The 20322-nt window shown below is 72.5% G+C and carries 19 protein-coding genes; 8 read left to right on the forward strand and 11 right to left on the reverse strand.

Annotation, left to right across the window (positions count from 1 at the left end):
* Position 1: 1 nt before the first annotated feature.
* The gene (locus K1J60_RS14295) at positions 2-532 is read left to right on the forward strand and encodes a DUF3291 domain-containing protein (protein WP_220646551.1); all 531 of its coding nucleotides are present in this window, start codon (positions 2-4) and stop codon (positions 530-532) included.
* Here the strand turns inward: K1J60_RS14295 and K1J60_RS14300 are convergent.
* Positions 525-1355: a hypothetical protein gene (locus tag K1J60_RS14300; protein ID WP_317619751.1), complete on the reverse strand. Its 831-nt coding sequence runs from the start codon at positions 1353-1355 to the stop codon at positions 525-527. The genes K1J60_RS14295 and K1J60_RS14300 overlap by 8 nt on opposite strands.
* Positions 1356-1479: 124 nt before the next feature.
* Here K1J60_RS14300 and K1J60_RS14305 point away from each other — a divergent pair, with 124 nt between their 5' ends.
* From K1J60_RS14305 to K1J60_RS14320, 4 genes are all read left to right on the forward strand, one after another.
* On the forward strand, positions 1480-2436 hold the full coding sequence (locus K1J60_RS14305) for an AurF N-oxygenase family protein (RefSeq protein ID WP_220646553.1): 957 nt from the start codon (positions 1480-1482) through the stop codon (positions 2434-2436).
* 287 nt (positions 2437-2723) lie between these two features.
* On the forward strand, positions 2724-3449 hold the full coding sequence (locus K1J60_RS14310; RefSeq protein ID WP_220646554.1) for a TetR/AcrR family transcriptional regulator: 726 nt from the start codon (positions 2724-2726) through the stop codon (positions 3447-3449).
* Positions 3450-3459: 10 nt separating this feature from the next.
* Positions 3460-3801, forward strand: a complete 342-nt coding sequence (locus K1J60_RS14315; RefSeq protein WP_220646555.1) for a hypothetical protein — start codon at positions 3460-3462, stop codon at positions 3799-3801.
* Positions 3802-3903: 102 nt separating this feature from the next.
* Positions 3904-4632: a hypothetical protein gene (locus K1J60_RS14320; RefSeq protein ID WP_220646556.1), complete on the forward strand. Its 729-nt coding sequence runs from the start codon at positions 3904-3906 to the stop codon at positions 4630-4632.
* Between the two features lie 127 nt (positions 4633-4759).
* On the opposite strand, the gene K1J60_RS14325 is transcribed toward K1J60_RS14320, so the two are convergent.
* From K1J60_RS14325 to K1J60_RS14345, 5 genes are all read right to left on the reverse strand, one after another.
* The gene (locus K1J60_RS14325; RefSeq protein WP_220646557.1) at positions 4760-5995 is read right to left on the reverse strand and encodes a styrene monooxygenase/indole monooxygenase family protein; all 1236 of its coding nucleotides are present in this window, start codon (positions 5993-5995) and stop codon (positions 4760-4762) included.
* A 53-nt stretch (positions 5996-6048) separates the two neighbouring features.
* Positions 6049-6624: a GTP-binding protein gene (locus K1J60_RS14330; protein WP_259408262.1), complete on the reverse strand. Its 576-nt coding sequence runs from the start codon at positions 6622-6624 to the stop codon at positions 6049-6051.
* Between the two features lie 271 nt (positions 6625-6895).
* A complete protein-coding gene (locus tag K1J60_RS14335) occupies positions 6896-7390 on the reverse strand; it encodes a DUF742 domain-containing protein (RefSeq protein ID WP_259407725.1) in 495 nt (164 codons plus the stop codon).
* Complete coding sequence (locus tag K1J60_RS14340; protein ID WP_220646559.1) at positions 7387-7908, reverse strand: roadblock/LC7 domain-containing protein; 522 nt, start codon at positions 7906-7908, stop codon at positions 7387-7389. Before K1J60_RS14340 ends, K1J60_RS14335 begins: the two co-directional genes overlap by 4 nt.
* Positions 7905-10877 carry a sensor histidine kinase gene (locus tag K1J60_RS14345; RefSeq protein ID WP_220646560.1) on the reverse strand — a complete coding sequence of 991 codons (2973 nt, stop codon included), beginning with the start codon at positions 10875-10877 and terminating at the stop codon, positions 7905-7907. Before K1J60_RS14345 ends, K1J60_RS14340 begins: the two co-directional genes overlap by 4 nt.
* 365 nt (positions 10878-11242) lie before the next feature.
* Between K1J60_RS14345 and K1J60_RS14350 the strand changes: the two genes are divergently transcribed.
* The gene (locus tag K1J60_RS14350; protein ID WP_220646561.1) at positions 11243-12028 is read left to right on the forward strand and encodes a protein phosphatase 2C domain-containing protein; all 786 of its coding nucleotides are present in this window, start codon (positions 11243-11245) and stop codon (positions 12026-12028) included.
* Between the two features lie 51 nt (positions 12029-12079).
* Here the strand turns inward: K1J60_RS14350 and K1J60_RS14355 are convergent, their stop codons facing one another.
* From K1J60_RS14355 to K1J60_RS14365, 3 genes are all read right to left on the reverse strand, one after another.
* Positions 12080-12601, reverse strand: coding sequence for a MarR family winged helix-turn-helix transcriptional regulator (locus K1J60_RS14355; protein ID WP_220646562.1), 522 nt, complete (start codon positions 12599-12601; stop codon positions 12080-12082).
* A 170-nt stretch (positions 12602-12771) separates the two neighbouring features.
* On the reverse strand, positions 12772-15174 hold the full coding sequence (gene lon, locus K1J60_RS14360; protein WP_220646563.1) for an endopeptidase La: 2403 nt from the start codon (positions 15172-15174) through the stop codon (positions 12772-12774).
* Positions 15175-15278: 104 nt separating this feature from the next.
* A complete protein-coding gene (locus K1J60_RS14365; RefSeq protein WP_220646564.1) occupies positions 15279-15818 on the reverse strand; it encodes a GNAT family N-acetyltransferase in 540 nt (179 codons plus the stop codon).
* A gap of 128 nt (positions 15819-15946) precedes the next feature.
* Between K1J60_RS14365 and K1J60_RS14370 the strand changes: the two genes are divergently transcribed.
* On the forward strand, positions 15947-16597 hold the full coding sequence (locus K1J60_RS14370) for a GNAT family N-acetyltransferase (RefSeq protein WP_220646565.1): 651 nt from the start codon (positions 15947-15949) through the stop codon (positions 16595-16597).
* Here K1J60_RS14370 and K1J60_RS14375 read toward each other — a convergent pair.
* Both K1J60_RS14375 and K1J60_RS14380 read right to left on the reverse strand, forming a co-directional pair.
* A complete protein-coding gene (locus tag K1J60_RS14375) occupies positions 16538-17377 on the reverse strand; it encodes a rhomboid-like protein (RefSeq protein WP_259407726.1) in 840 nt (279 codons plus the stop codon). The genes K1J60_RS14370 and K1J60_RS14375 overlap by 60 nt on opposite strands.
* A gap of 164 nt (positions 17378-17541) precedes the next feature.
* Complete coding sequence (locus K1J60_RS14380) at positions 17542-18243, reverse strand: TetR/AcrR family transcriptional regulator (RefSeq protein ID WP_220646567.1); 702 nt, start codon at positions 18241-18243, stop codon at positions 17542-17544.
* Between the two features lie 314 nt (positions 18244-18557).
* On the opposite strand from K1J60_RS14380, the gene K1J60_RS14385 reads away from it, so the two are divergent.
* Positions 18558-20312: a glycoside hydrolase family 3 protein gene (locus K1J60_RS14385; protein WP_220646568.1), complete on the forward strand. Its 1755-nt coding sequence runs from the start codon at positions 18558-18560 to the stop codon at positions 20310-20312.
* The last annotated feature ends 10 nt before the right edge of the window (positions 20313-20322 follow it).

A 20322-nucleotide genomic window follows, 5' to 3' on the forward strand; every position in this document is an offset into this window, starting at 1 on the left:
CATGACGACCGCCACGCACGAACTCGCCCAGGTCAACATCGCCCGCCTCAAAGCCCCCTTGGACTCTCCCCTGTTGAAGGACTTCGTCGACGCCCTCGACCCGGTGAACGCGGTCGCGGACCGTTCCCCCGGCTTCGTCTGGCGCCTGCAGAGCGACTCCGGCAACGCGACGGACATCCCCGTCCTCGGCGACGAATGGCTGATCATCAACATGTCGGTGTGGCGGGACACCGACGCCCTGACCTCCTTCATGTACCAGGGGCAGCACCGGGAGTTGCTGTCCCGCAGGCGGGAGTGGTTCGAGCGCCTGAGCGAGGCGGTGACCGCCCTGTGGTGGGTCCCGGTCGGTCACCGGCCCACCGTGGCCGAGGCGGAGGAACGGATCCTCCACCTGCGCGCCCACGGCCCGACCCCGTACGCCTTCACGTTGCGCACATCGTTCCCGGCGGGACCGGCCGGACCGGCCGGACCCGCGGAGCTCGTCGCGGAGCCGACGCCGAAGCCCGTCGCGCCGGACGCGGCCCTCAGCTGATCGGCTGCCGGAGTTCGGAGCGGACCTGAAGGGTGCGCTCCGCGAAGGCCTCCACGTCCACCTCCGAGGCGTCCCGGCCGACGCTCTCCACGCTCAGCTCGGCGACGGACGCGCCGGTGTTGCCGTCGGCCCAGGCGCACATCGGGTACGTGATCTCGCTGCCCGCCTGGTCCTGGGTGACGACCTGGCAGCTGATGGTGAGGTCGGAGTCGCCCGGGGTGTAGTCCTCGGGCGGCACGACCACCGTGATGCTGCTGACCCCGGCCGCGCCCTTCAGCATGTTGTCGCGGGCGGCGTCGGTGTTCTTGAACCGGCCGTACATGCCCGAGACGATCAGGGCACCCTCGGCCCCGTCCGCCCGGGGTGCGTACTGCGCGACGGCGGCCGTGACGTCACGGGCGTCCCAGGCGCCCTCCGCCTCGTCCTCCACCTGCCGCCCCGTGCTGTCGGAGAGGTCCTGGGCCAGCTTGTACTCACCGTCGAGGACGGTCTCGGGCAGGGCCAGCTTGTACTCGGCCTCCGGGAATCCGCTGGTGCTCTGCGTCCCTACGACCCACAGGCCCACGGCCCCGAGCACGACGAGCCCGACGACCCCGCCGACGAGCCCGAGGACGAGCCCGACCCTGCTCTTCGGCGGCGGCGTGGGCTGCCGGCCGCCGGGGTGGGGCGCGCCGTACTGCTGTGGTTGCGGCGGGTACTGCTGCGGCACGTGCGGGTGCTGACCGTACGGCTGTGGCTGCGGTTGCGACGGGTACGGCTGCTGGCCGTACGGCCCCTGGTGCGGCGGCTGCTGGCCGTAGGGCTGCTGAGGCGATGGAGGCATGGACACGCCAGCACGCTACTGCACAAGTCACGCACAAAGGATTGACGGCCTTGCTGACAAGTAGTCTCATAAGCGGTGACCGCTGGTAACTCCCTGAACTCCCGTACGAGGAGCTGCGACAGCCATGACTACGGTGACCTCGCTGGATTCGACGAACCCCGAGTCGGAGGCGGCGGTGCTGCGCGACGCGCTCGGGCTCCTCAAGGACCGGGAACAGGTGGCCGAGCGGCTGCTCGTCTCCTCCGCGAAGCACTCCTTCGACCCGGACAAGGAACTGGACTGGGACGCCCCCTTCGAAGAGGGGAAGTGGTTCTGGCCGCCGGAGCTGGTGTCCCTGTACGGGACGCCGATGTGGCGGAAGATGTCGGAGGAGCAGCGCATCGCGCTGTCCCAGCACGAGGCCGCGGCACTGGCCTCCCTCGGCATCTGGTTCGAGATCATCCTCATGCAGCTGCTCGTCCGGCACATCTACGACCGGGCCGCGACCAGCGCGCACGTGCGTTACGCGCTCACCGAGATCGAGGACGAGTGCCGGCACTCGAAGATGTTCGCCCGGCTGATCAGCAAGGGCGGCACCCCGTACTACCCGGTGAGCCGGCTGCACCAGAACCTGGGCCGTGTCTTCAAGACGATCTCGACGACGCCGGGATCCTTCACCGCGACCCTGCTCGGCGAGGAGATCCTCGACTGGATGCAGCGGCTGACCTTCCCCGACGAGCGGGTCCAACCGCTGATCCGGGGTGTCACCAGGATCCATGTCGTCGAGGAGGCCCGGCACGTGCGGTACGCCCGGGAGGAGCTGCGCCGTCAGATGGTGACGGCGCCCCGGCTGTCCCGGAGCTTCACCCGCGTCACGTCCGGCGAGTTCGCCCGCGTCTTCTCCGTCGCCTTCGTCAATCCCGAGGTCTACTCGAACGTCGGCCTCGACCAGCGGGCGGCCGTCGCCCAGGTGCGGGCCAGTGGGCACCGTCGCGAGATCATGCAGACCGGCGCGAAGCGGTTGACGGACTTCCTGGACGACATCGGGGTGCTGCGGGGTGCGGGGCGGCGGATGTGGAGGTCGTCGGGGTTGTTGCCGTAGGCGCGTCAGGGGGTGAGGGTGCGTCGGGGTGCGTCGGCGTGCGTTGTCGGGTACGGGTGCGTGGGGCTTCTCGCGCAGTTCCCCGCGCCCCTGAAAGCCCAGGCCCTGCGGGCCTGAAGGACCACGGCCCTGCGGGCCCGAACAGCACGGGGCGCAGCCCCTGCTTTTCAGGGGCGCGGGGAACTGCGCGAGCAACCCCCACCGGACCCGTACCCGACAACGCACCCCAACGCACCCTCGCCCCACCACACCCCCGGCCCGGCGGCGCAGCCCGTACGCTGCGAGGTATGACGTCCGAGGCCCCCACCCGCGCGTACCGTCGGCTCAGCGTCGAGGAGCGGCGCAGTCAGTTGCTGGACGCGGCCCTGGAGCTCTTCGCGCACCACGCGCCCGAGGACGTCTCCCTCGACGACGTGGCGGAGGCGGCCGGCGTCTCACGGCCCCTCGTCTACCGTTACTTCCCCGGCGGCAAGCAGCAGCTCTACGAGGCGGCCCTGCGCACGGCGGCGGAAGAGCTGGAGCACTGCTTCGACGAGCCCGCCGAGGGCCCCCTCACCAGCCGCCTGGCCCGCGCCCTCGACCGGTATCTGGACTTCGTGGACACGCACGACACCGGCTTCAGCGCCCTCCTCCAGGGCGGCAGCGTCGTGGAGACCTCCCGGGCGACGGCCATCGTGGACGGGGTCCGGCGGGCCGCCGCCGACCACATCCTGCGCCACCTGGAGGCGGCCGAGCCGGGGCTCCGGCTGCGGATGACCGTCCGGATGTGGATCACCTCGGTGGAGGCCGCCTCCCTCATCTGGCTCGACGAGGGGAAACAGCCGGACGTCGGCGAGCTGCGGGACTGGCTCGTCGAGCAGTTCGTCGCCTGTCTCACCGCCACCGCCGGCCGCGACCCGCAGACCGCCGCCGTCGTACGGCACGCCCTCACCGTGGAGACCCCCGACGGCGCCGTCGGGGCCCTGGCCCGCCGCATCCTGCCCGTGGTCGGTGACGCCGGCCACCTGCTGTGACACTGGTCCGGTGAAGAGCCAAGACACCCCCTTCGTGGGCGGCCCCCTCGACGGGCGCGTCCTGCCCGTGCTGCTCGGCATCACCGGGCACCCCCCGAAGACGTACCGGGTCCCGGTGCCCGACGCCGCCGGCGGCCCGCCGACGGTCCTCGTCTACCGCCGGGTCGACGCCGGACGGGGCGGCCTGCTGCACCAGCTGTGGAGGTACGAGTACGCCCCGGACGCGGACCCCCGGCGCCGCCTGAGGTGGCCCTGGTCCAAGCCGGACGCCCCGGCGGGTGCCGGCACCCCGGACAGCGCGGACGGACAATCCGCCACGCCGCCCGCGCGGCCGCGCCCCACCGACGAGTGACACCCCGGCACCGAACGGTCCACCCGGCGCGCGGCCGCCTCCCCCTCCCCCGATCCTGCCGGTGCGAGGTGGACGGCCCACCTGAGCACCGGAGGTGATGTCGTGTCAGAAAGGCTTCTGCGTCTGGTCGGTACGGCGACGGTCACGGCCCTCACGGCCGGCGCCCTGCTCACCACGGCCCCCGCACCCGTCATGGCCGCCCCGGCACCGCCCGCCGCCGACACCCCCGCCGACACCGACACCGCCGCCGACACCCCCGCCGAGTCCCCCTCCCCCGAGGGCCGCTCGGTCGCCGACCTCCTCACCGATCTGCGACGGCTGCACCGCGAGGCCGAGAAGGCCGCCGAGGCGTACGGCAGGACCGGCCAGGAGCTCAGGAAACAGCGGGGCGAGGTGGCGAGGCTCGACCACCGGCTCGCGGCGGCCCGCCTCTCCCTGCACGACAGCCGGGGCGCGGCCGGCCGACTTGCCCGGCAGCAGTACCAGAACAGCAGCACCGCGCTCTCCCCCTACGTACGGCTGCTGATGAGCCGTGACCCGCACCGGGCGCTGGAGCAGGGGCACGTGATCGGACAGGTGGCTCAGGAGCGGGCCGAGACGATCGAGCGCCTGGTCGGCAGCGAACAGGACACCGACACCCTCGCCCGCAGGGCCCGCGTGGCCCTGGACCGCCAGCTCACCCTCGCGGCCCAGCACAGGAGGGAACACGACACCGCGTCCGACCGCCTGGACGAGATCGAGGAACTCCTCGCCTCCCTCACCCCGGCCCAGCTGGCCGACCTCAGGAAGGCGGAGGACACCGACGAGCCCGCGCCCGGCCGAAGCCGCTGAGCGCCCCGGGGCTCGCAGGGGCGCGAGGAACGGCGCGAGAAGCCCCACCGGGCCCGCGTCCTGCAGCCGTCGAGCACCGGCATGCGGCGAGCCCCGGCATGCGGCGAGCACCCCCACGGCGCCCGCCCTAAGCTCCCGCGACCTCCGCGAGATACGCGCGGGTCTTCTCCGCCTCGTAGAAGTACCCCTCGAAATCGGCCGGGTCGTCGAAGCCATTGGCGAATCGATCCGCCACCACCGGCAGCCCCTCGGCCGCCCCGACCAGCTCCATGACGTGCTCGGCCGGCGGAGCCAGCATCGTGTTGGTCCACTTGGTGACCGGCCCCGCGATCTGCCAGAACCGCTCGAACGTCCGCCGCATCCACACCTCGTCGAACTCCCCGTCCCCGTGGTCGAGGATCGCCGAGAGGTACACGGCCGCGCACTTGGTCGCCGAGTTCGCCCCCTGCCCGGTGAGCGGGTCGTTGGCCACCACGACGTCCCCGGCCCCCAGCACCAGCCCGCCGCTCGGGAGCCGCCCGACGGGGTGCCGCACGACCGGTGTGTAGCGGCCGGTCAACGCCGCCCCGGGATCCGTCACCCCGACGTCCGCGGCCCGCGCGTACTCCCAGGGTGTGTACCGCTTCATGAGGTCCAGGGTCAGCGCGAGCTGCCCCTCCGCGTCCCGGACGCCCTCGAAGACGTCGAGCGGGCCGCCGGGCAGGCCCAGCCAGAAGAGGGCGTCGGCACGCCCGGAGGTGGTGAGGACGGGCTGGACGATGAGTTCGCCGACGCCGGGCACCAGGTTGCAGCGGGCCGCGTCGAACTCCGGGTGTTCGGGGCGCGGGCCCAGTCCGTGCACGTACACCGCGGCGAGCGCGCGCTGCGGTTCGGTGTAGGGCGAGCGGGCGGCGTCGCGGCGGAACATCCGCACCAGTTCGCCCTTGCCCGCCGTGACGAGCACCAGGTCGTACACGCGGGAGAAGTAGTCCAGGTCGGAGACCGCGGCGCCGTGGACGACCAGTTGGCCGCCCCGCCTGGAGAACGTCTCCATCCAGCCGGCCATCTTCACCCGCTGGTCGACGGCCTGTGCGTAACCGCGCAGCCGGCCGACCCAGTCGACGGCGCGTTGCCCGTCCGGGCCGGCGACGGAGACTCCGACGCCCTCGATCCTCGGCGCCTGGGGGCCCCAGAAGTCGAGGTCGAGGTCGCGCTCGTGGCGCAGGGCCGAGTCGAACATGCACTGGGTGGACATGATGCGGCCGGCGCGTATCTCGTCCGGGGTGCGATTGGACATCAGTGTGACCTCGTACCCGTGCGACTGGAGCCCGAGGGCCAGCTGCAGCCCGGACTGGCCGGCTCCGACGACGAGAATCTTCCGCATCCGGACAGGTCTCCTGGTTCGTCCGTGGCGTCCCGTGTCGTCCCGCTCGGGGACTATTCGGGGCTGAGGGATATCGCGTGGGCGCACAGCGCCAGCAGGGTCTCCATCGCGGAGGCCCGCTTGCGCGCATCCATGATCATGACAGGTACATGGTCGGGCACGGTCAGCGCGTCCCGTACGTCCTCGGGCTCGTAGCGCACACTGCCGTCGAACGCGTTGACCGCGACGATGTACGGCAGTCCACAGCTCTCGAAGTAGTCGAGCGCGGGGAAGCAGTCGCCGAGTCGGCGGGTGTCGGCGAGGACGACCGCGCCGATCGCGCCGCGCACCATGTCGTCCCACATGAACCAGAACCGCTCCTGCCCGGGCGTGCCGAACAGGTAGAGGACGAGGTCGTCGTCGAGGGTGATGCGGCCGTAGTCCATGGCCACGGTGGTGGTGAGCTTGTCCGGTGTCGCGGAGAGGTCGTCCGTGCCGGCGCTGGCCTCGGTCATCAGCGCCTCGGTCCGCAGCGGGGTGATCTCGGAGACCGCGCCGACGAAGGTGGTCTTGCCGACGCCGAAGCCGCCCGCCACCACGATCTTCGTGGCGATGGGGGCCCGGCTCAGGTCGGACTGCCAGGGCTTCAGCTCCTCCTCGGGCTCCGCGCCCGGCCCCGCCGGGTCGGCTTCGGCCTCCGCTTCGGCGAGCCGGTCGAGACCGCGCGAGGCGGCCCGGGCGTAGCCCCCGGGCGGGGCCGCGTCGGTGTCGATGCCGACGCCGTGCGTGCCGAGACCGGCAGGCACGGCGTCCGCGTCGAGACGAGGAGCGCCCGCGTCTATCTCGACGCGGGGGGCGTCGTCGTCGACGCCCGGGGTGACGCCGGCCGGGGCGTCGGGGTTGACGCCGGCCGAGGCGGCGTCAGAGACGGCGGAGTCCACTCAGCACCCTTTCCAGCAGAGCGCGGTCCGGCTGTCCCGGTCCGTGACCTGTTCCGTACACACGGATCTTTCCCTGGTCCGCGAGATCGCTGAGGAGGACGCGGACCACACCGAGCGGCATCTTCAGCAGCGCGGCGATCTCCGCCACCGTCCGCATACGGCGGCAGAGTTCGACGATGGCCCGCATCTCGGGCATCACCTTGGTGTTGAGTGAACCATTCGCCAACTTCGGCCGCTCCGCCGGGGCTTCGAGTACGGCGACGAACGTCTCCACGAGCAGGACGTGGCCGAAGCGGGTGCGGCCCCCGGTGAGCGAGTAAGGGCGTACGCGGGCGGGTTTGCGGTCGCCGCCACGCACGGGCAGCCTGTTCGCGCCCTTGGAGCCCTTCGCGCCCGCCGCCCCGTGCGGCACGGCCGTCCTCTTCACCGGGCCGGACTCGGGGGCGCGCGGCCTGCTCTTCCTCGGGCCGCTCATCGACGGCTCCCGGCCGCCTCGGTCTCCCGCTGGGACTCGGCCTCCAGGGACTTGCGCAGTTCGCTGCGGAGTTCCGGGGTGAGGACATGGCCGGCGCGGCCGACGAAGAGCGCCATGTGGTAGGCCACCACGCTCATGTCGCAGTCCGGGGAGCCGTGCACCCCGAGCAGCGAGCCGTCGCTGATGGACATCACGAAGAGGCTGCCCTCGGCCATCGCGACCATCGTCTGCTTGACGCCGCCGAACTCCATCAGTTTGGCGGCGCCGATGGTGAGGCTGCCGATGCCGGAGACGATGGTGGCCAGGTCGGCGGCGGAGCCCCGCGGGCCCTGCGGCCGCTCTTCCCGGGCCTCGCGGGCCTCGGCGTTTCTGCCGGGGTCGGAGGAGAGCAGGAGCAGGCCGTCGGAGGAGACCACCGCGACCGACAGCAGCCCCGGCACCTCCTCCACCAGGTTGGTCAGGAGCCAGTGCAGGTTGCGGGCTTCACTGCTCAGTCCGAAGGTAATGGGCGCGGTCAACTGCTTTCCTCCTCGGAAGTGCCCCCCGTGGTGTCAACTGCCTCTGTCCGGTACTCATGGGGCACGGGCATCCGTGTCTCACCCGACTGCTCGGCGATCTCCGCCTCGACGTCGCGCCGCCCCTCCCTGGCCCCCTGGTGGAACCCGCCGAGCCGACGGCGCAGTTCCTCGGCGTTCACGCCGCCCACCCGTGGCCGGGGGGTCGTGGGTGCCGGCGCGGTGATCCTGGGCGTCCGCTTGGGCAGGCCCTTGTCGGTGAGGCGCGGGGTCGGTTCACCCCGTGGCCCCTCCGTGCCGGCCCGTGACACCTCGGTCGCGCCCGCCGTGTTCCCCTCGTCGGCGGCCCGCTCATGGGTGTCGGATTCGCCCGGGTAGGGGGCGTCCCCGTCGGTGTCGGTGTCGGTGTCGGTGTCGTGAGCGGCGAAGCCCTCGTCGCTCTCCTCGTCGGCGCCCTTCCCCGGGGTCACCGGAGCGAAGAGCTCCATCGTCGTCTCGGACACGGACTCGGCCCCGGACGCGGGTCCGGCTCCGGCCCCGGTGTCGGGGCCGGATGCGGCCTCGGTGTCGGGGCCGGATGCGGCCTCGGTGTCGGGGCCGGATGCGGCCTCGGGTTCGTCGTCTTCCGGTACGACGCTCCCGGCGGCCTCTGCGGCGTCGGCGGCCGTCCCCACGGCCTCCCTCGCCTGAAGTGCCCGCTCGGCCGCCTCGATGAGCGGGTCGCCGTCGCCCGCGGGCTCGCGTACGGCGACGGATCGGCCGGGCAGGACGTTCGAGTTGGCCTCGGCGTCGGCGCCCGGCAGCGAGAACTGGGGCGTGACGGAGACCGGTGTTCCCACGGGCACGGCGGGCGTGGGGGCCAGCAGCGCCTTGGGCAGGACGACGACCGCGGCGGTGCCGCCCGAGCCGTGCGGCTGGAGCCGGACGGGCAGGCCGAGCCGGTGGGCAAGGCGGGCCACGACGTACAGGCCGAGGCCGAGGCCCTCGCCGTCCTCCTGCTCGTAGGGCGCCTCGGGGTCGAAGTCGGTGAGGCGGGAGTTGAGCCGGGCGAGCCGCTCGGGGGCGACCCCGATACCGCCGTCCTGCACGGAGAGGGTGATCTCGCCGTTCTCCATCAGCCAGCCGGTGACCTCGACGGACATCTCCGGCGGCGAGAACGACGTGCCGTTCTCCAGGAGTTCCGCGAGGAGGTGGCTGAGGTCGTCGGCGGCGAACCCGGCGACGTGCGCGCCCGGCGGCAGCGCGGCGATGCGGACGCGTTCGTACCGCTCGATCTCGCTGACCGCGGCGCGGACGACGTCGACGAGCGGGACGGGCCCGGCGTGGTGCTGAACGTGCTCGTGACCGGCCAGCACGAGGAGGTTCTCGCTGTGGCGGCGCATGACGGTCGCGAAGTGGTCGAGCTTGAAGAGGGTGGCGAGCCGGTCGGGGTCCTGCTCGCGCTCCTCCATGGACTCGATGACGGCGAGCTGCCGCTCGACGAGGCCGAGGGTGCGCAGCGCGAGGTTCACGAACGTGGCGTGGACGCTGTGCTGGACCTTCGTCAGATGGGCCGTCGCCTCGGCGAGTTCGGCGCGCAGCCGGTCGCGGTCGTCGGCCATGGTCTGGCGCTGGCCGATGAGGTGCTTGCGGTCGCCCTCCAGGGGCGCGAGCCGCTCGTGCAGGGCGAGGGCATGCGCGTGGAGCGCGTTGACCGAGCGCACGACCTGGGCGAACTCGTCGTTGCGGCCGGTGAACTTGACCGGTTCCTCGTTCGCCGGGTCGCCGGCGACCCGGGCGGAGCCGATGCGCAGCACCGCGAGCGGGCGGGTGAGGGAACGGGCCATGCCGGTGGCCACACCGACGGCCAGCAGCATCAGGGCGCCGAGGACGGCGACCCTGATCTCCAGCGCGGTGACGTCCTCGTCGCGCAGCTGGGCGAGGTCCTTGGTGCGCCGGTCGTAGAGGGAGGACTCGGCGCCGCGCATCAGGTCCACGCGGGCGGAGAGGGCCGCGCCGACCTTCTCCGCGCTGGTGCCCGCCTCGCTGCCGGAGAGCGTGGGCTGGTCGGTGAGGTCCGCCAGGTACTCGTCGGCGGCGTCGGCCTCGGGGCCGGTGACCGTGGCGTCGTAGGAGGAGCGTCCGGCGGCGGGCGCGGTCTCGCGGAAGTGGGCGAGGGCGGCGTCGGAACGGACGCGGGCCTGCTGGGCGACGGCGGTGAGGGCGTCGCGCTGCTTCTCGTCGGCGGCCGAGGCGCCGGTCGTGGTGGTGGGCAGTCCGGTGGTGGGGTCGATGACCGTCTGAGTGGTCGTCGGGACGCTGAGCGCGGCGACGAGCAGCCCCCGGGCGGCGGCGGCCTGCTGGACTGCTGTGTCGAGTTCGGCGAGGGCGTAGGCGCCGCCGCCCGCGCGTGGCGGCAGCTCGGCGGCCAGTTCCTCGGCGAGGGCGTGGAGCTCGGTGACGACGGCGGTGTACGCCGTGTGCGCCTCCAGAGCGGTGCTCTTCCCGGAGAGCGCCGATTCCCGCACGCCGGCGATGGAGGCGATGTCCTCGCGCAGAGCGGCGGAGGTGTCGGTGTCGGCGCTCAGCTCCTCGGCCTGGGTGTCGACCCGGTCACTGCGCTGTTCGCTGGGCGCGGCCGACTTGGGGCGCCCGGCGGCGATGTACGCGGTGACCTCGTCCCGCTCGTCCGCGAGCGCGTGCGCGAGGGTGAGTGCCTCCTGGGTCTGCTCGGCGAGCGTGACGAGGCTCTGGGTCTCGTGCAGTTGCTCCGAGGCGGCGAGGATCGAAGGTGCCCCGGCGCCCGCTATGGCGGCGGCCACGACGGCCACGGCGACGATGAGCCGGTTGCGTACGTGCGCCTTCCGCCCGGTGCCGACGGCCGGGGCCCCGGACTGTGCCGTCCCCTGCTGGTTCGGGGAGGCCGCCGAGGCCTTCGAGGCTGCCTGCTTGCCTGCGCGCCGAGGCCGCGTCTTCTGCACCGGTGCTCGCATTCCTGACTCGTGTACCCATTAGCCCGGGTGACGATCCGTCAACTCGTCAAATCTGGCCGTCCCCCCGGTACGGCTCCCGACCCTCCCAGTGCCGGTGGGCAGTGGTCCCGCATCATCGGTCCCGCCACCCGAAGGAGTGAACATCCCCGAGGAGTTGGCGGGCAAGTTCCCCCGGCTCGTGCCGATGCCCCCCGCAGCGGGCCGGTTGGACGTCGGCGACGCGCTTTGACAGTATTCGCCGCCGCGCTTCACCGCTCACGATCATTCCATGCCAAACCCGGCGGCCCGCCTGGAGGGTCCGGGTCGTACGGCGACCGTTGTCGGCCTTTCACGGATCTTGTGGCGGGCTCGTGCAGACTGGCCGAATGCGCACGGAACTCGTCTCGGAACCCGGCGATCCCCGTCGCCCCAACGAGGACTTCGCGTCGGTGGCCCTGCCCGCGGGGGGACAGGGCGGCGCCCTCGTCCTCCTCGACGGCGTGACCCCGCCGCCCGACGGCTACGGCTGTCGACATTCGGTCGCATGGTTCACTTCCCGCCTCGGCGGCACCCTGACCGAACTGTCCGTTTCGGAGCGGGATTCGCCGTTGCCCGACGTGCTCTCACAGGCCATTTCTCGTACCGCCCGGGCCCACGCCCAAACCTGTGACCTTTCTCACCCGCGAACCCCACAGGCCACGGTGGTCCTCGCCCGCTGGTCGCAAGCGGCCGTGGAGTACCTGGTGTTGTCGGACTCGGCCCTGCTGTTCGAGCGGCCGGACGGCGCGGTGACGGCCGTGCTGGACGACCGGCTCTCCCGGCTGCCCCGGGCCTCGTTGGCGACGGCCGCGATCGCCGACTCGACGGTGCGGAACAAGGAGGGCGGGTTCTGGACGGCGGCCGCCGATCCGGCCGTGGCCGCGCGGGCGGTGACGGGAACCGTCCCCCGCGAGGAGGTCCGCGCACTGGCCGCGTTGACGGACGGGGCGGGCCGTTGGGTGGAGACGTTCCGCGAGGGCGACTGGGCGGACTGCCTCACCCTCGTCCGCAAGACGGGGGCACGGGGGCTGGTGCAGCGGGTGCGGGAGCTGGAAGCCACCGATGTGGAGCGGGAGTTCCTGGGCCGCGCCAAGACGCACGACGACGCGAGCGTGGTGTTCGTGGAGTGGTGAGCGACTCCTCCGGGTGACGGGCCCCCCGCCCACGAGTGGCGCTTCGGCCGCTCAGCTCTCCACACCGCGGTTCAGCTGGTGCAGCAGACGCGCGAGCTCGGCCACCTCGTCCCGGTCCCAGCCGGCGAGTTGCCGCACGTAGGCGACCCGGCGGGCGTCCCGGACCGCACGGAAGCGGGCCCGGCCCTCCTCCGTGAGATGGACGAGCCAGGCACGCCCGTCGGCGGGGTCGGGCTCGCGGGCGATGAGGCCGAGGTGTTCCAGGGCGCGGAGCTGACGGGACATGGTGGCCTTGCCGACGCCGATGTAGGCGGCGAGTTCGGTGGCGCGCAGGCGACCGGCCTCGTCGAGGCGGGCGAGGAGACCGTAGGCGGCGGACTCCAGGTCGGGGTGGACGGCCCGGGCCATCTCCCCGGACTTGGCACGGGCGCGCCGCAGCAGGACCGTCAGTTCTCGCTCCAGTGCCAGGAACGCCTGGTCCATGCCGGCCGCCGGCATGCCGGTCGCGACACCGCCGCCGGCCCCGACACCGCCGTCGCCGCCTCCGTCGCCGTTTCCGCCCTCGTCGTGCACGTCAGCGCTCCTGCTTTCCGATTCCGGGTTCCTGAAGGTTCTCGCCGACTCCGCTTCGCGGGCAGCGCCGTTCAGTATTTCGCAGGCGGGAGCGGACGGTGACCGCCGCGCGGGCGGTCACCGTCCGCTCAGGGAACGGTCCGGGTCGGCTGCGGGTGTCGCCCCGGCGCTCACGCGGCCACGGGCACCTCCACCGCCGCCGGGGCCAGGGCCAGTTCCAGGACCTGACGGACATCGGTGACCGCGTGGACGTCGAGCTTGTCCAGGACCTCGGCGGGCACGTCGTCGAGGTCGGCCTCGTTCCGCTTCGGAATGATGACGGTGGTGACACCGGCCCGGTGTGCGGCGAGCAGCTTCTGCTTCACGCCACCGATGGGCAGCACCCGCCCGGTCAGCGAGACCTCACCCGTCATCGCCACGTCCGTACGGACCAGCCGCCCGGACAGCAGCGAGGCGAGGGCCGTCGTCATGGTGATGCCGGCGCTGGGGCCGTCCTTGGGGACCGCGCCCGCCGGGAAGTGGATGTGCACGCCCCGGTCCTTCAGGTCGGCGACGGGCAGCTCCAGCTCCGCGCCGTGCGAGCGCAGGAAGGAGAGCGCGATCTGCGCGGACTCCTTCATCACGTCGCCGAGCTGGCCGGTGAGGGTCAGCCCCGCCGCGCCCGTCTCCGGGTCGGCCAGCGACGCCTCGACGAAGAGCACGTCGCCGCCCGCGCCGGTGACCGCGAGCCCGGTCGCGACACCCGGCACCGCCGTACGCCGCTCCGCCGGGTCCTGGGCCGACTCGGGCACATGGTGCGGGCGCCCGATGAGCGCGCGCAGATCCTCGTCGGTGACGGTGAACGGCAGCTCCCGCCGGCCCAGTTCGTGCTGGGCCGCGACCTTGCGCAGCAGCCGCGCCACGGACCGCTCCAGGTTCCGTACGCCCGCCTCGCGCGTGTACTCACCGGCGAGCTTGCGCAGCGCGCTCTCGTCGAGCACGACCTCGTCGGCGTCCAGCCCGGCCCGCTCCAGCTGCCGGGGCAGCAGGTGGTCCCGGGCGATGACGACCTTCTCGTCCTCCGTGTACCCGTCGAGCCGGACGAGCTCCATCCGGTCGAGCAGTGCCTCGGGGATCGCCTCCAGCACGTTGGCCGTGGCGAGGAAGACGACGTCGCTCAGGTCCAGCTCGACCTCCAGGTAGTGGTCCCGGAAGGTGTGGTTCTGCGCGGGGTCGAGGACTTCGAGCAGCGCCGCCGCCGGGTCGCCCCGGAAGTCCGAGCCCACCTTGTCGATCTCGTCGAGCAGGACGACCGGGTTCATCGAACCGGCCTCCTTGATGGCACGGACGATACGGCCGGGCAGCGCGCCCACGTACGTACGCCGGTGCCCGCGGATCTCGGCCTCGTCGCGCACACCGCCGAGCGCGACCCGGACGAACTTCCGCCCCATGGCGTGCGCCACGGACTCGCCGAGGCTGGTCTTGCCGACACCGGGCGGCCCGACGAGCGCGAGCACGGCACCGCCGCGCCGCCCGCCGACGACGCCGAGCCCGCGCTCGGCCCGCCGCTTGCGCACCGCGAGGTACTCGGTGATGCGCTCCTTGACGTCCTCCAGCCCGGCGTGCTCGGCGTCGAGGACACCCTTCGCCCCCTGGATGTCGTACGCGTCCTCGGTCCGCTCGTTCCACGGGAGTTCCAGGACGGTGTCGAGCCAGGTGCGGATCCATCCGCCCTCGGGCGACTGGTCGCTGGACCGCTCCAGCTTGTCGACCTCCTTGAGCGCGGCCTCCCGCACCGCCTCCGGCAGGTCGGCGGCCTCCACGCGCGCCCGGTAGTCGTCGGACTCCTCGCCGTCCTTCTCGCCGTTGAGCTCGCGCAGTTCCTTGCGGACGGCTTCGAGCTGACGCCGCAGCAGGAACTCGCGCTGCTGCTTGTCGACGCCTTCCTGGACGTCCTTGGCGATGGTCTCGGCGACGTCCTGCTCGGCGAGGTGGTCGCGCAGCAGCTGGGTGGCGAGCTTCAGCCGGGCGACGGGGTCGGCGGTCTCCAGGAGCTGGATCTTCTGCTCGACGGTGAGGAAGGGCGAGTAGCCGGAGTTGTCGGCGAGTGCGGAGACGTCGTCGATGGCCTGTACCCGGTCCACGACCTGCCAGGCGCCGCGCTTGCGCAGCCAGCTGGTGGCAAGTGCCTTGTACTCCTTGACGAGTTCGACGACCTGACCGGGCAGCGGCTCCGGCACGCTCTCGTCGAGGCGGGTCCCCTCCACCCAGAGGGCGGCGCCGGGCCCGGTGGTCCCGGCCCCGATCCGCACCCGCCCTATGGCGCGGATGAGCGCTCCCGGGTCCCCGTCGGCCAACCGTCCGACCTGCTCGACGGTCCCGAGCACGCCCGTGCTCGCGTACGCCCCGTCGATCCTCGGCACCAGCAGCACCTTCGGCTTCCCGGGCACCGCCCGCGCCGCGGCCTGCGCGGCCTCCACCGCGGCCCGTACGTCGGTGTCATTGAGGTCCAACGGCACCACCATTCCCGGCAGCACGACCTCCTCGTCGAGCGGCAGTACGGGCAGGGTGAGCGGTGCGGACGTCGATGCCATGATCTCTCCCTCGGCAGTCAAGTTGAGCTATGCGGACTCAATGCACGTGAGCCGAGGAATGTTCCCCGAGAGGGCGACCGTTCGCTGTGGGCGATCACCGGCCGTCAATCGGAGGGCGCGACCGGGGACCGCACACCGAGCCACTGCTCGGCACCCCAGGCCTGGAACCGCTCCACCTCGGTGAACCCCAACTTGGCCGCGAGGCGCATCGAGCCGACGTTGGCGGTCTGGGTGGCGAGCACCACCGGCTCACCGGGAAGGAGGCCGCCGACCCAGCCGAGTGCCGCCGCACACGCCTCGGCGGCATACCCGCATCCCCACACCCGAGGCAGGAACAGGTACCCGAGATCAACCTTCCCCTCGGCAGCCGGGCGACGATGCTCCGGCGCCCTCCGGAGCAGGATCCGGCCGATCATCGCCCCGTCGAGCTCGACGACGAAACTCCCCGGCCACCGCCCGGGCACCGCGGGCATCTCACGCTCCAACTCGTCACGCGGCCGGGGCCCGCCGAGATAGGTGTGCACCTCCGGCGAAGCGTGCAGCTCGATGAACACCGCACGGTCCCGGGCCTCGGACCCGCGGAGCACGAGCCTCTCGGTCCGGATCGGGACAGGCGGCCAGGCGACGGGTCCGAGGTCAGTCATGTCGGTCAGCCAATCAACCGGCCCCGGCGGCGATCAAGACGATGCACGGCTTCTCGGATACACCACCACCCTCCTCACGTAATACCCTGCCTCCAATCTCACCCATTACAACAAACACGGTGGTCGCGGTGGACGGAACAGTGCGGGCATGGGTCGACGGATGGGTCGTCTCCCGAGGCGCGGCACCCCCGGTGGTCGAGCCCTGGGGCTTCACCATCGACATGGGCATGGCCCACCACGTCACCCGCCACGTCTTCTCGGCGACGAACGGCGAGGTGGACGAGGAGACGGTCCGCAAGGTCGCGGACTCCGTCACCGGCGCCGGCACCTGGCTCAAGGTCTTCGCGGACGCGGCCACGGTGGGCCCCTGGCTCGGCGAGGGCTGGTGGATCGACCCCGACCCCGGCTTCCTGATGACCGTACGACTGAGGCCCCGCGAGACCCCGGCGCCCCTGCCCGACGGCTACCGGCTGCGCACATGGTCGCGCGGTGGCGTGACCCGGGTGATGGTCGCGGCGCCGGACGGTTCCCTGGCGGCCCGCGGCCAGATCGCCCCGACCGGCGCGACGGCGGTCGCCGACCGGATAGAGACGTCCCCGGCTCACCGCCGCCGCGGCCTCGGCACCCTCGTCATGCGCACCCTCGCCCAAGCCGCCATCGCACAGGGCGCGGAAACAGGAGTACTGGCCGGCACACCGGACGGCCGGGCCCTGTACGCATCACTGGGCTGGACGGTGACGGCCCCGCTGACGAGCGTGAAGTTCACCGGCTCCCCCTGACGGGCGGCGCCACTCCCGCACCACCGGCCACGTCGCCACCCCGATGGCCAGGGACAGCAGATGCCCCCAGTTGGTCATCGGGTCCGTGAACGCGATCAGGTCGTCCACCAGCATCCCGCCGAAGCCCAGCAGGAGCGGCCACCGCAGCCAGGGTGGCAGCAGGCCCGCCAGCGCACCGGCGCTCGCGGCCACGCCGAAGCTGATGCCGTAGTCGAGGCGGTGGAGGGAACTGCCGGGGAGGTGACCGGCCAGGACGGCGAAGCCCACCGGGACCTCCGTCGCCAGAGTGGCGAGGACATGGCCCAGCAGGAAGACACCGGCCGTGCGCCACCCGCCGATCCGGCGTTCCAGCGCGGTCAGTACCAGCAGGAAGGCGAGGGCGTACAGGGAACCGACCCCGCCCGCGACCCACAGCGCGCTCGTGAGCAGAACCGGCACCGGGGTGCGGACCAGATGCGCCACATCCGTACTGGAGCCCTGATGCAGAGCGTGCACCAGGGCCGGGTCGGCGTACTCGGCGACGAGCGAGGTCATCACGAGGACGGTGGCGTAGAAGAAGGCGAAGGGCGTGCCGACGGGGGTGGGGAGCAGTCGCCAGGGGCGCGGGAACGGGAGGCGCCGGTGCGGGGAGGATGTACGCCCGGCGCGCGCCTCGGTCTCCTCCGCGCACGCCCCGGCATCCGCGGCCTCCGCCGCCGCCCGCCCGGGTGTCGTACCCGGCTGCCGCGGGATGCCGTCGAGGACGGGCCCCGCGGTCTCCACAGTCTCGGCGGCATCCAAAGTGAGGGTCTCCTTCCGTTTCACCTCACCCTCGACGCCCCGGCACGCCCCTGTCTGTGACCCCGGCCACCCGAAGGGCGATGCACAGCAGGCCGACAGCACTCGGGCTTCCACGAGCCCCCGCTCCCACTCCACCGGTACCGCCCCTCCGCACCAGCCCTCCGCTACGAGCCCTCGGCGCCGATCTCCCTCCTCACCCGCTCCACATACGCCCGGAACCGGCCCGCCATGTCGAACCCCTTCGGATCCAGCACCCACTGGATCTGCAGCCCGTCCATCACCGCGGCGAGCTCCTGCGCGACGGCCACGACATCCGTGTCGGCCCGCAGTTCACCGCTGTCCACGCCACGCCGCAGCACTCCGGACAGGGTGCCCACGACGTCGGCGTACCGCTCGACGAAGTACGCGTGGGCGGGATGCCCGGGGTCGCCGGCCTCGGCGGCGAGGACGTTGAACATCCGGGTGCGGCCCAGCCGCGCGCTGTTGTACTCGGCGAGTCGCACGAGAGCCGTGAACATCTGGGCCGCCGACTCGAACTCCCGCGAGAAGAACCGCTCCCGGTCGCTCGCGTCCATGCGTTGGAGGACCTGGACGAGAAGGTCCTCCTTGCTGGGGAAGTGATGCAGCAGCCCGCCTTGGGTGATGCCGACGTCGGCGGCGATCCGGGCCAGCGAGGAGGCGTGGAAGCCCCGCTGGGCGAAGTGCTCGACGGCGGCGTCGAGAATGCACAGCCGCCGCTCGTCCCCGACGGCGTACGTGCCCCGCACGCCGGAGCCCTCCGGCTGACGCGCCGCGGAGCTGTCGGACCCCTCCGGCTTGCGCGCCGCGGAGCTGTCGGACCCCTCCGACCTCCGGTTCCGCACCATGGCCGCCACCCTAGCCCCGCCGCGCCAGCCCCGCCGCGCGACCTCGCAGGCCTTCGCTGACCGACGGTTACACGAGTCAATCACCCTTTCTTTCAAGCCATGTGCCGCGTGAGAGTGGCCACTTGTCCAAAACCTAGTACCCACTCGGTTTTGCTGCTTCCCTGAACGGGCCTGAGCGGCGACGCCGCCGCCCTCGTCCCCCAGGAGAGCCCCTGGCCCGGCCACCGCTTCGTACCACCGTCCCGAACCCGGCAACCGTCCTGTACCCGGCCACCGTCCCGAACCCGGCCTCCGTCTCGTCCAAGGAACCCCGGATGTCCACAGCCCCGTACCGCGACCCGAGCCGCCCCGTCGACGAACGGGTGGAGGACCTCGTGGCCCGGATGACCCTCGCGGAGAAGGCGGGTCAGCTCTTCCACACGATGCTGACGATGAACGGCGACGGGACGCTCGCCGAGGCGACCGACGGGCCGTTCCCCCGGCAGGGCACCACGGAACTGGTCGCGGGCGGCCATCTGACCCACTTCAACCTCGTGGGCCGGTACGGGACGCGGGAGACGGCGGAATGGGTCAACCGGCTCCAGGCACTCGCGGCCGACACCCGACTGGGCATCCCGGTCACCCTCTCCACCGACCCGCGCCACTCGTTCACCGACAACCCGGGCGCCGGCTTCGGCTCCGGTGCCTTCTCGGCCTGGCCCGAGCCCCTGGGCCTGGCCGCGATCGGCGAGCCGGAGCTGGTGGAGCGGTTCGGCGACACCGTCCGCCGCGAGTACCTCGCCGTCGGCCTGCGGGTCGCCCTGCACCCGCAGATCGACCTCGCCACCGAGCCCCGCCGGGCTCGCCAGTCCGGCACCTTCGGCTCGTCCGCCGAGGTCACGAGCGCGCTGGTCAGGGCGTACATACGCGGTCTCCAGGGACCCCGGCTCGGTCCGCGCTCGGTCGCCGCCATGGTCAAGCACTTCCCCGGCGGCGGCCCGCAACGGGACGGCGAGGACCCGCAGTTCCCGCACGGCAAGGAGCAGATCTATCCGGGCGGCATGCGTGACCACCACCTCGCGCCGTTCCGGGCGGCCGTCGAGGCCGGGTGCTCGCAGGTGATGCCGTACTACGGACTGCCGATCGGCGTGGACGGCTGGGAGGAGGTCGGCTTCGGCTTCAACCGGGACGTGCTGACCGGCCTGCTGCGCGAACGCCTCGGCTTCGACGGCATCGTCTGCACCGACTGGGGCCTGCTCACCGACGCCCGCATCGGCGGCGAGACGCACCAGGCCCACGCCTGGGGCGTCGAACACCTCACCGTCGCCGAACGCGCCGCGAAGGCCCTGGACGCGGGCGCCGACCAGTTCGGCGGCGAACAGTGCCCCGAGGTGATCGTCGAACTGGTCCGCTCCGGCCGGATCACCGAGGAGCGCGTCGACGCCTCCGTCCGCCGCCTCCTGCGCGAGAAGTTCGTCCTCGGGCTCTTCGAGAAGCGGTACGTCGATCCGGACCGCGCCGAGGAGACCGTCGGCGCGAGCGAGTTCACCGCCCTCGGCGAGGCCGCCCAGCGCCGCTCGCTCACCGTCCTGACCAACCACTCCCTCCTCCCGCTCACCGACCGCCCGAACCTGTACGTCGAAGGAGTGGGCGCGCAGACGGCGTCCCTGTACGGCAATGTCGTGGCCGACCCGGCCCACGCGGACGTGGCCGTGCTGCGGCTGCGCACGCCGCACGAGGAGCGGCCGGGGTTCTCCGAGTCCTTCTTCCACTCCGGGTCGTTGGCGTTCGACGAGGAGCGGCTGAAGGACATCCTGGCGCTGTTGGCGGCCGTGCCCACCCTGGTCTGCGTCAACCTGGAGCGGCCCGCCGTGCTCCCGGAGATCGCCGCGAACGCCGCCGCGTTGATCGCCGACTACGGGGCCTCGGACACGGCCCTGCTCGACGTGGCCTTCGGCCGGGCCCGGGCCGAGGGCCGGCTGCCCTTCGAACTGCCGCGTTCCATGGCGGCCGTCGAGGCGTCCCGTCCGGGCGTCCCCAACGACACCGCGGACCCGGTCTTCCCGTACGGCCACGGCCTGGCGCTCTGAAGTCGCGCTC

Origin of the sequence: Streptomyces akebiae (genome assembly GCF_019599145.1) — a bacterium.
In the GTDB taxonomy this organism is placed as follows: Bacteria; Actinomycetota; Actinomycetes; order Streptomycetales; family Streptomycetaceae; genus Streptomyces; species Streptomyces akebiae.

Coding starts and splice junctions, on each gene's coding strand:
- K1J60_RS14295 (WP_220646551.1), top strand. CDS start 2: ATGACGACCGCCACGCACGAACTCGCCCAGGTCAACATCGCCCGCCTC.
- K1J60_RS14300 (WP_317619751.1), bottom strand. CDS start 1,355: ATGCCTCCATCGCCTCAGCAGCCCTACGGCCAGCAGCCGCCGCACCAG.
- K1J60_RS14305 (WP_220646553.1), top strand. CDS start 1,480: ATGACTACGGTGACCTCGCTGGATTCGACGAACCCCGAGTCGGAGGCG.
- K1J60_RS14310 (WP_220646554.1), top strand. CDS start 2,724: ATGACGTCCGAGGCCCCCACCCGCGCGTACCGTCGGCTCAGCGTCGAG.
- K1J60_RS14325 (WP_220646557.1), bottom strand. CDS start 5,995: ATGCGGAAGATTCTCGTCGTCGGAGCCGGCCAGTCCGGGCTGCAGCTG.
- K1J60_RS14335 (WP_259407725.1), bottom strand. CDS start 7,390: ATGAGCGGCCCGAGGAAGAGCAGGCCGCGCGCCCCCGAGTCCGGCCCG.
- K1J60_RS14345 (WP_220646560.1), bottom strand. CDS start 10,877: ATGCGAGCACCGGTGCAGAAGACGCGGCCTCGGCGCGCAGGCAAGCAG.
- K1J60_RS14350 (WP_220646561.1), top strand. CDS start 11,243: ATGCGCACGGAACTCGTCTCGGAACCCGGCGATCCCCGTCGCCCCAAC.
- lon (WP_220646563.1), bottom strand. CDS start 15,174: ATGGCATCGACGTCCGCACCGCTCACCCTGCCCGTACTGCCGCTCGAC.
- K1J60_RS14365 (WP_220646564.1), bottom strand. CDS start 15,818: ATGACTGACCTCGGACCCGTCGCCTGGCCGCCTGTCCCGATCCGGACC.
- K1J60_RS14380 (WP_220646567.1), bottom strand. CDS start 18,243: ATGGTGCGGAACCGGAGGTCGGAGGGGTCCGACAGCTCCGCGGCGCGC.
- K1J60_RS14385 (WP_220646568.1), top strand. CDS start 18,558: ATGTCCACAGCCCCGTACCGCGACCCGAGCCGCCCCGTCGACGAACGG.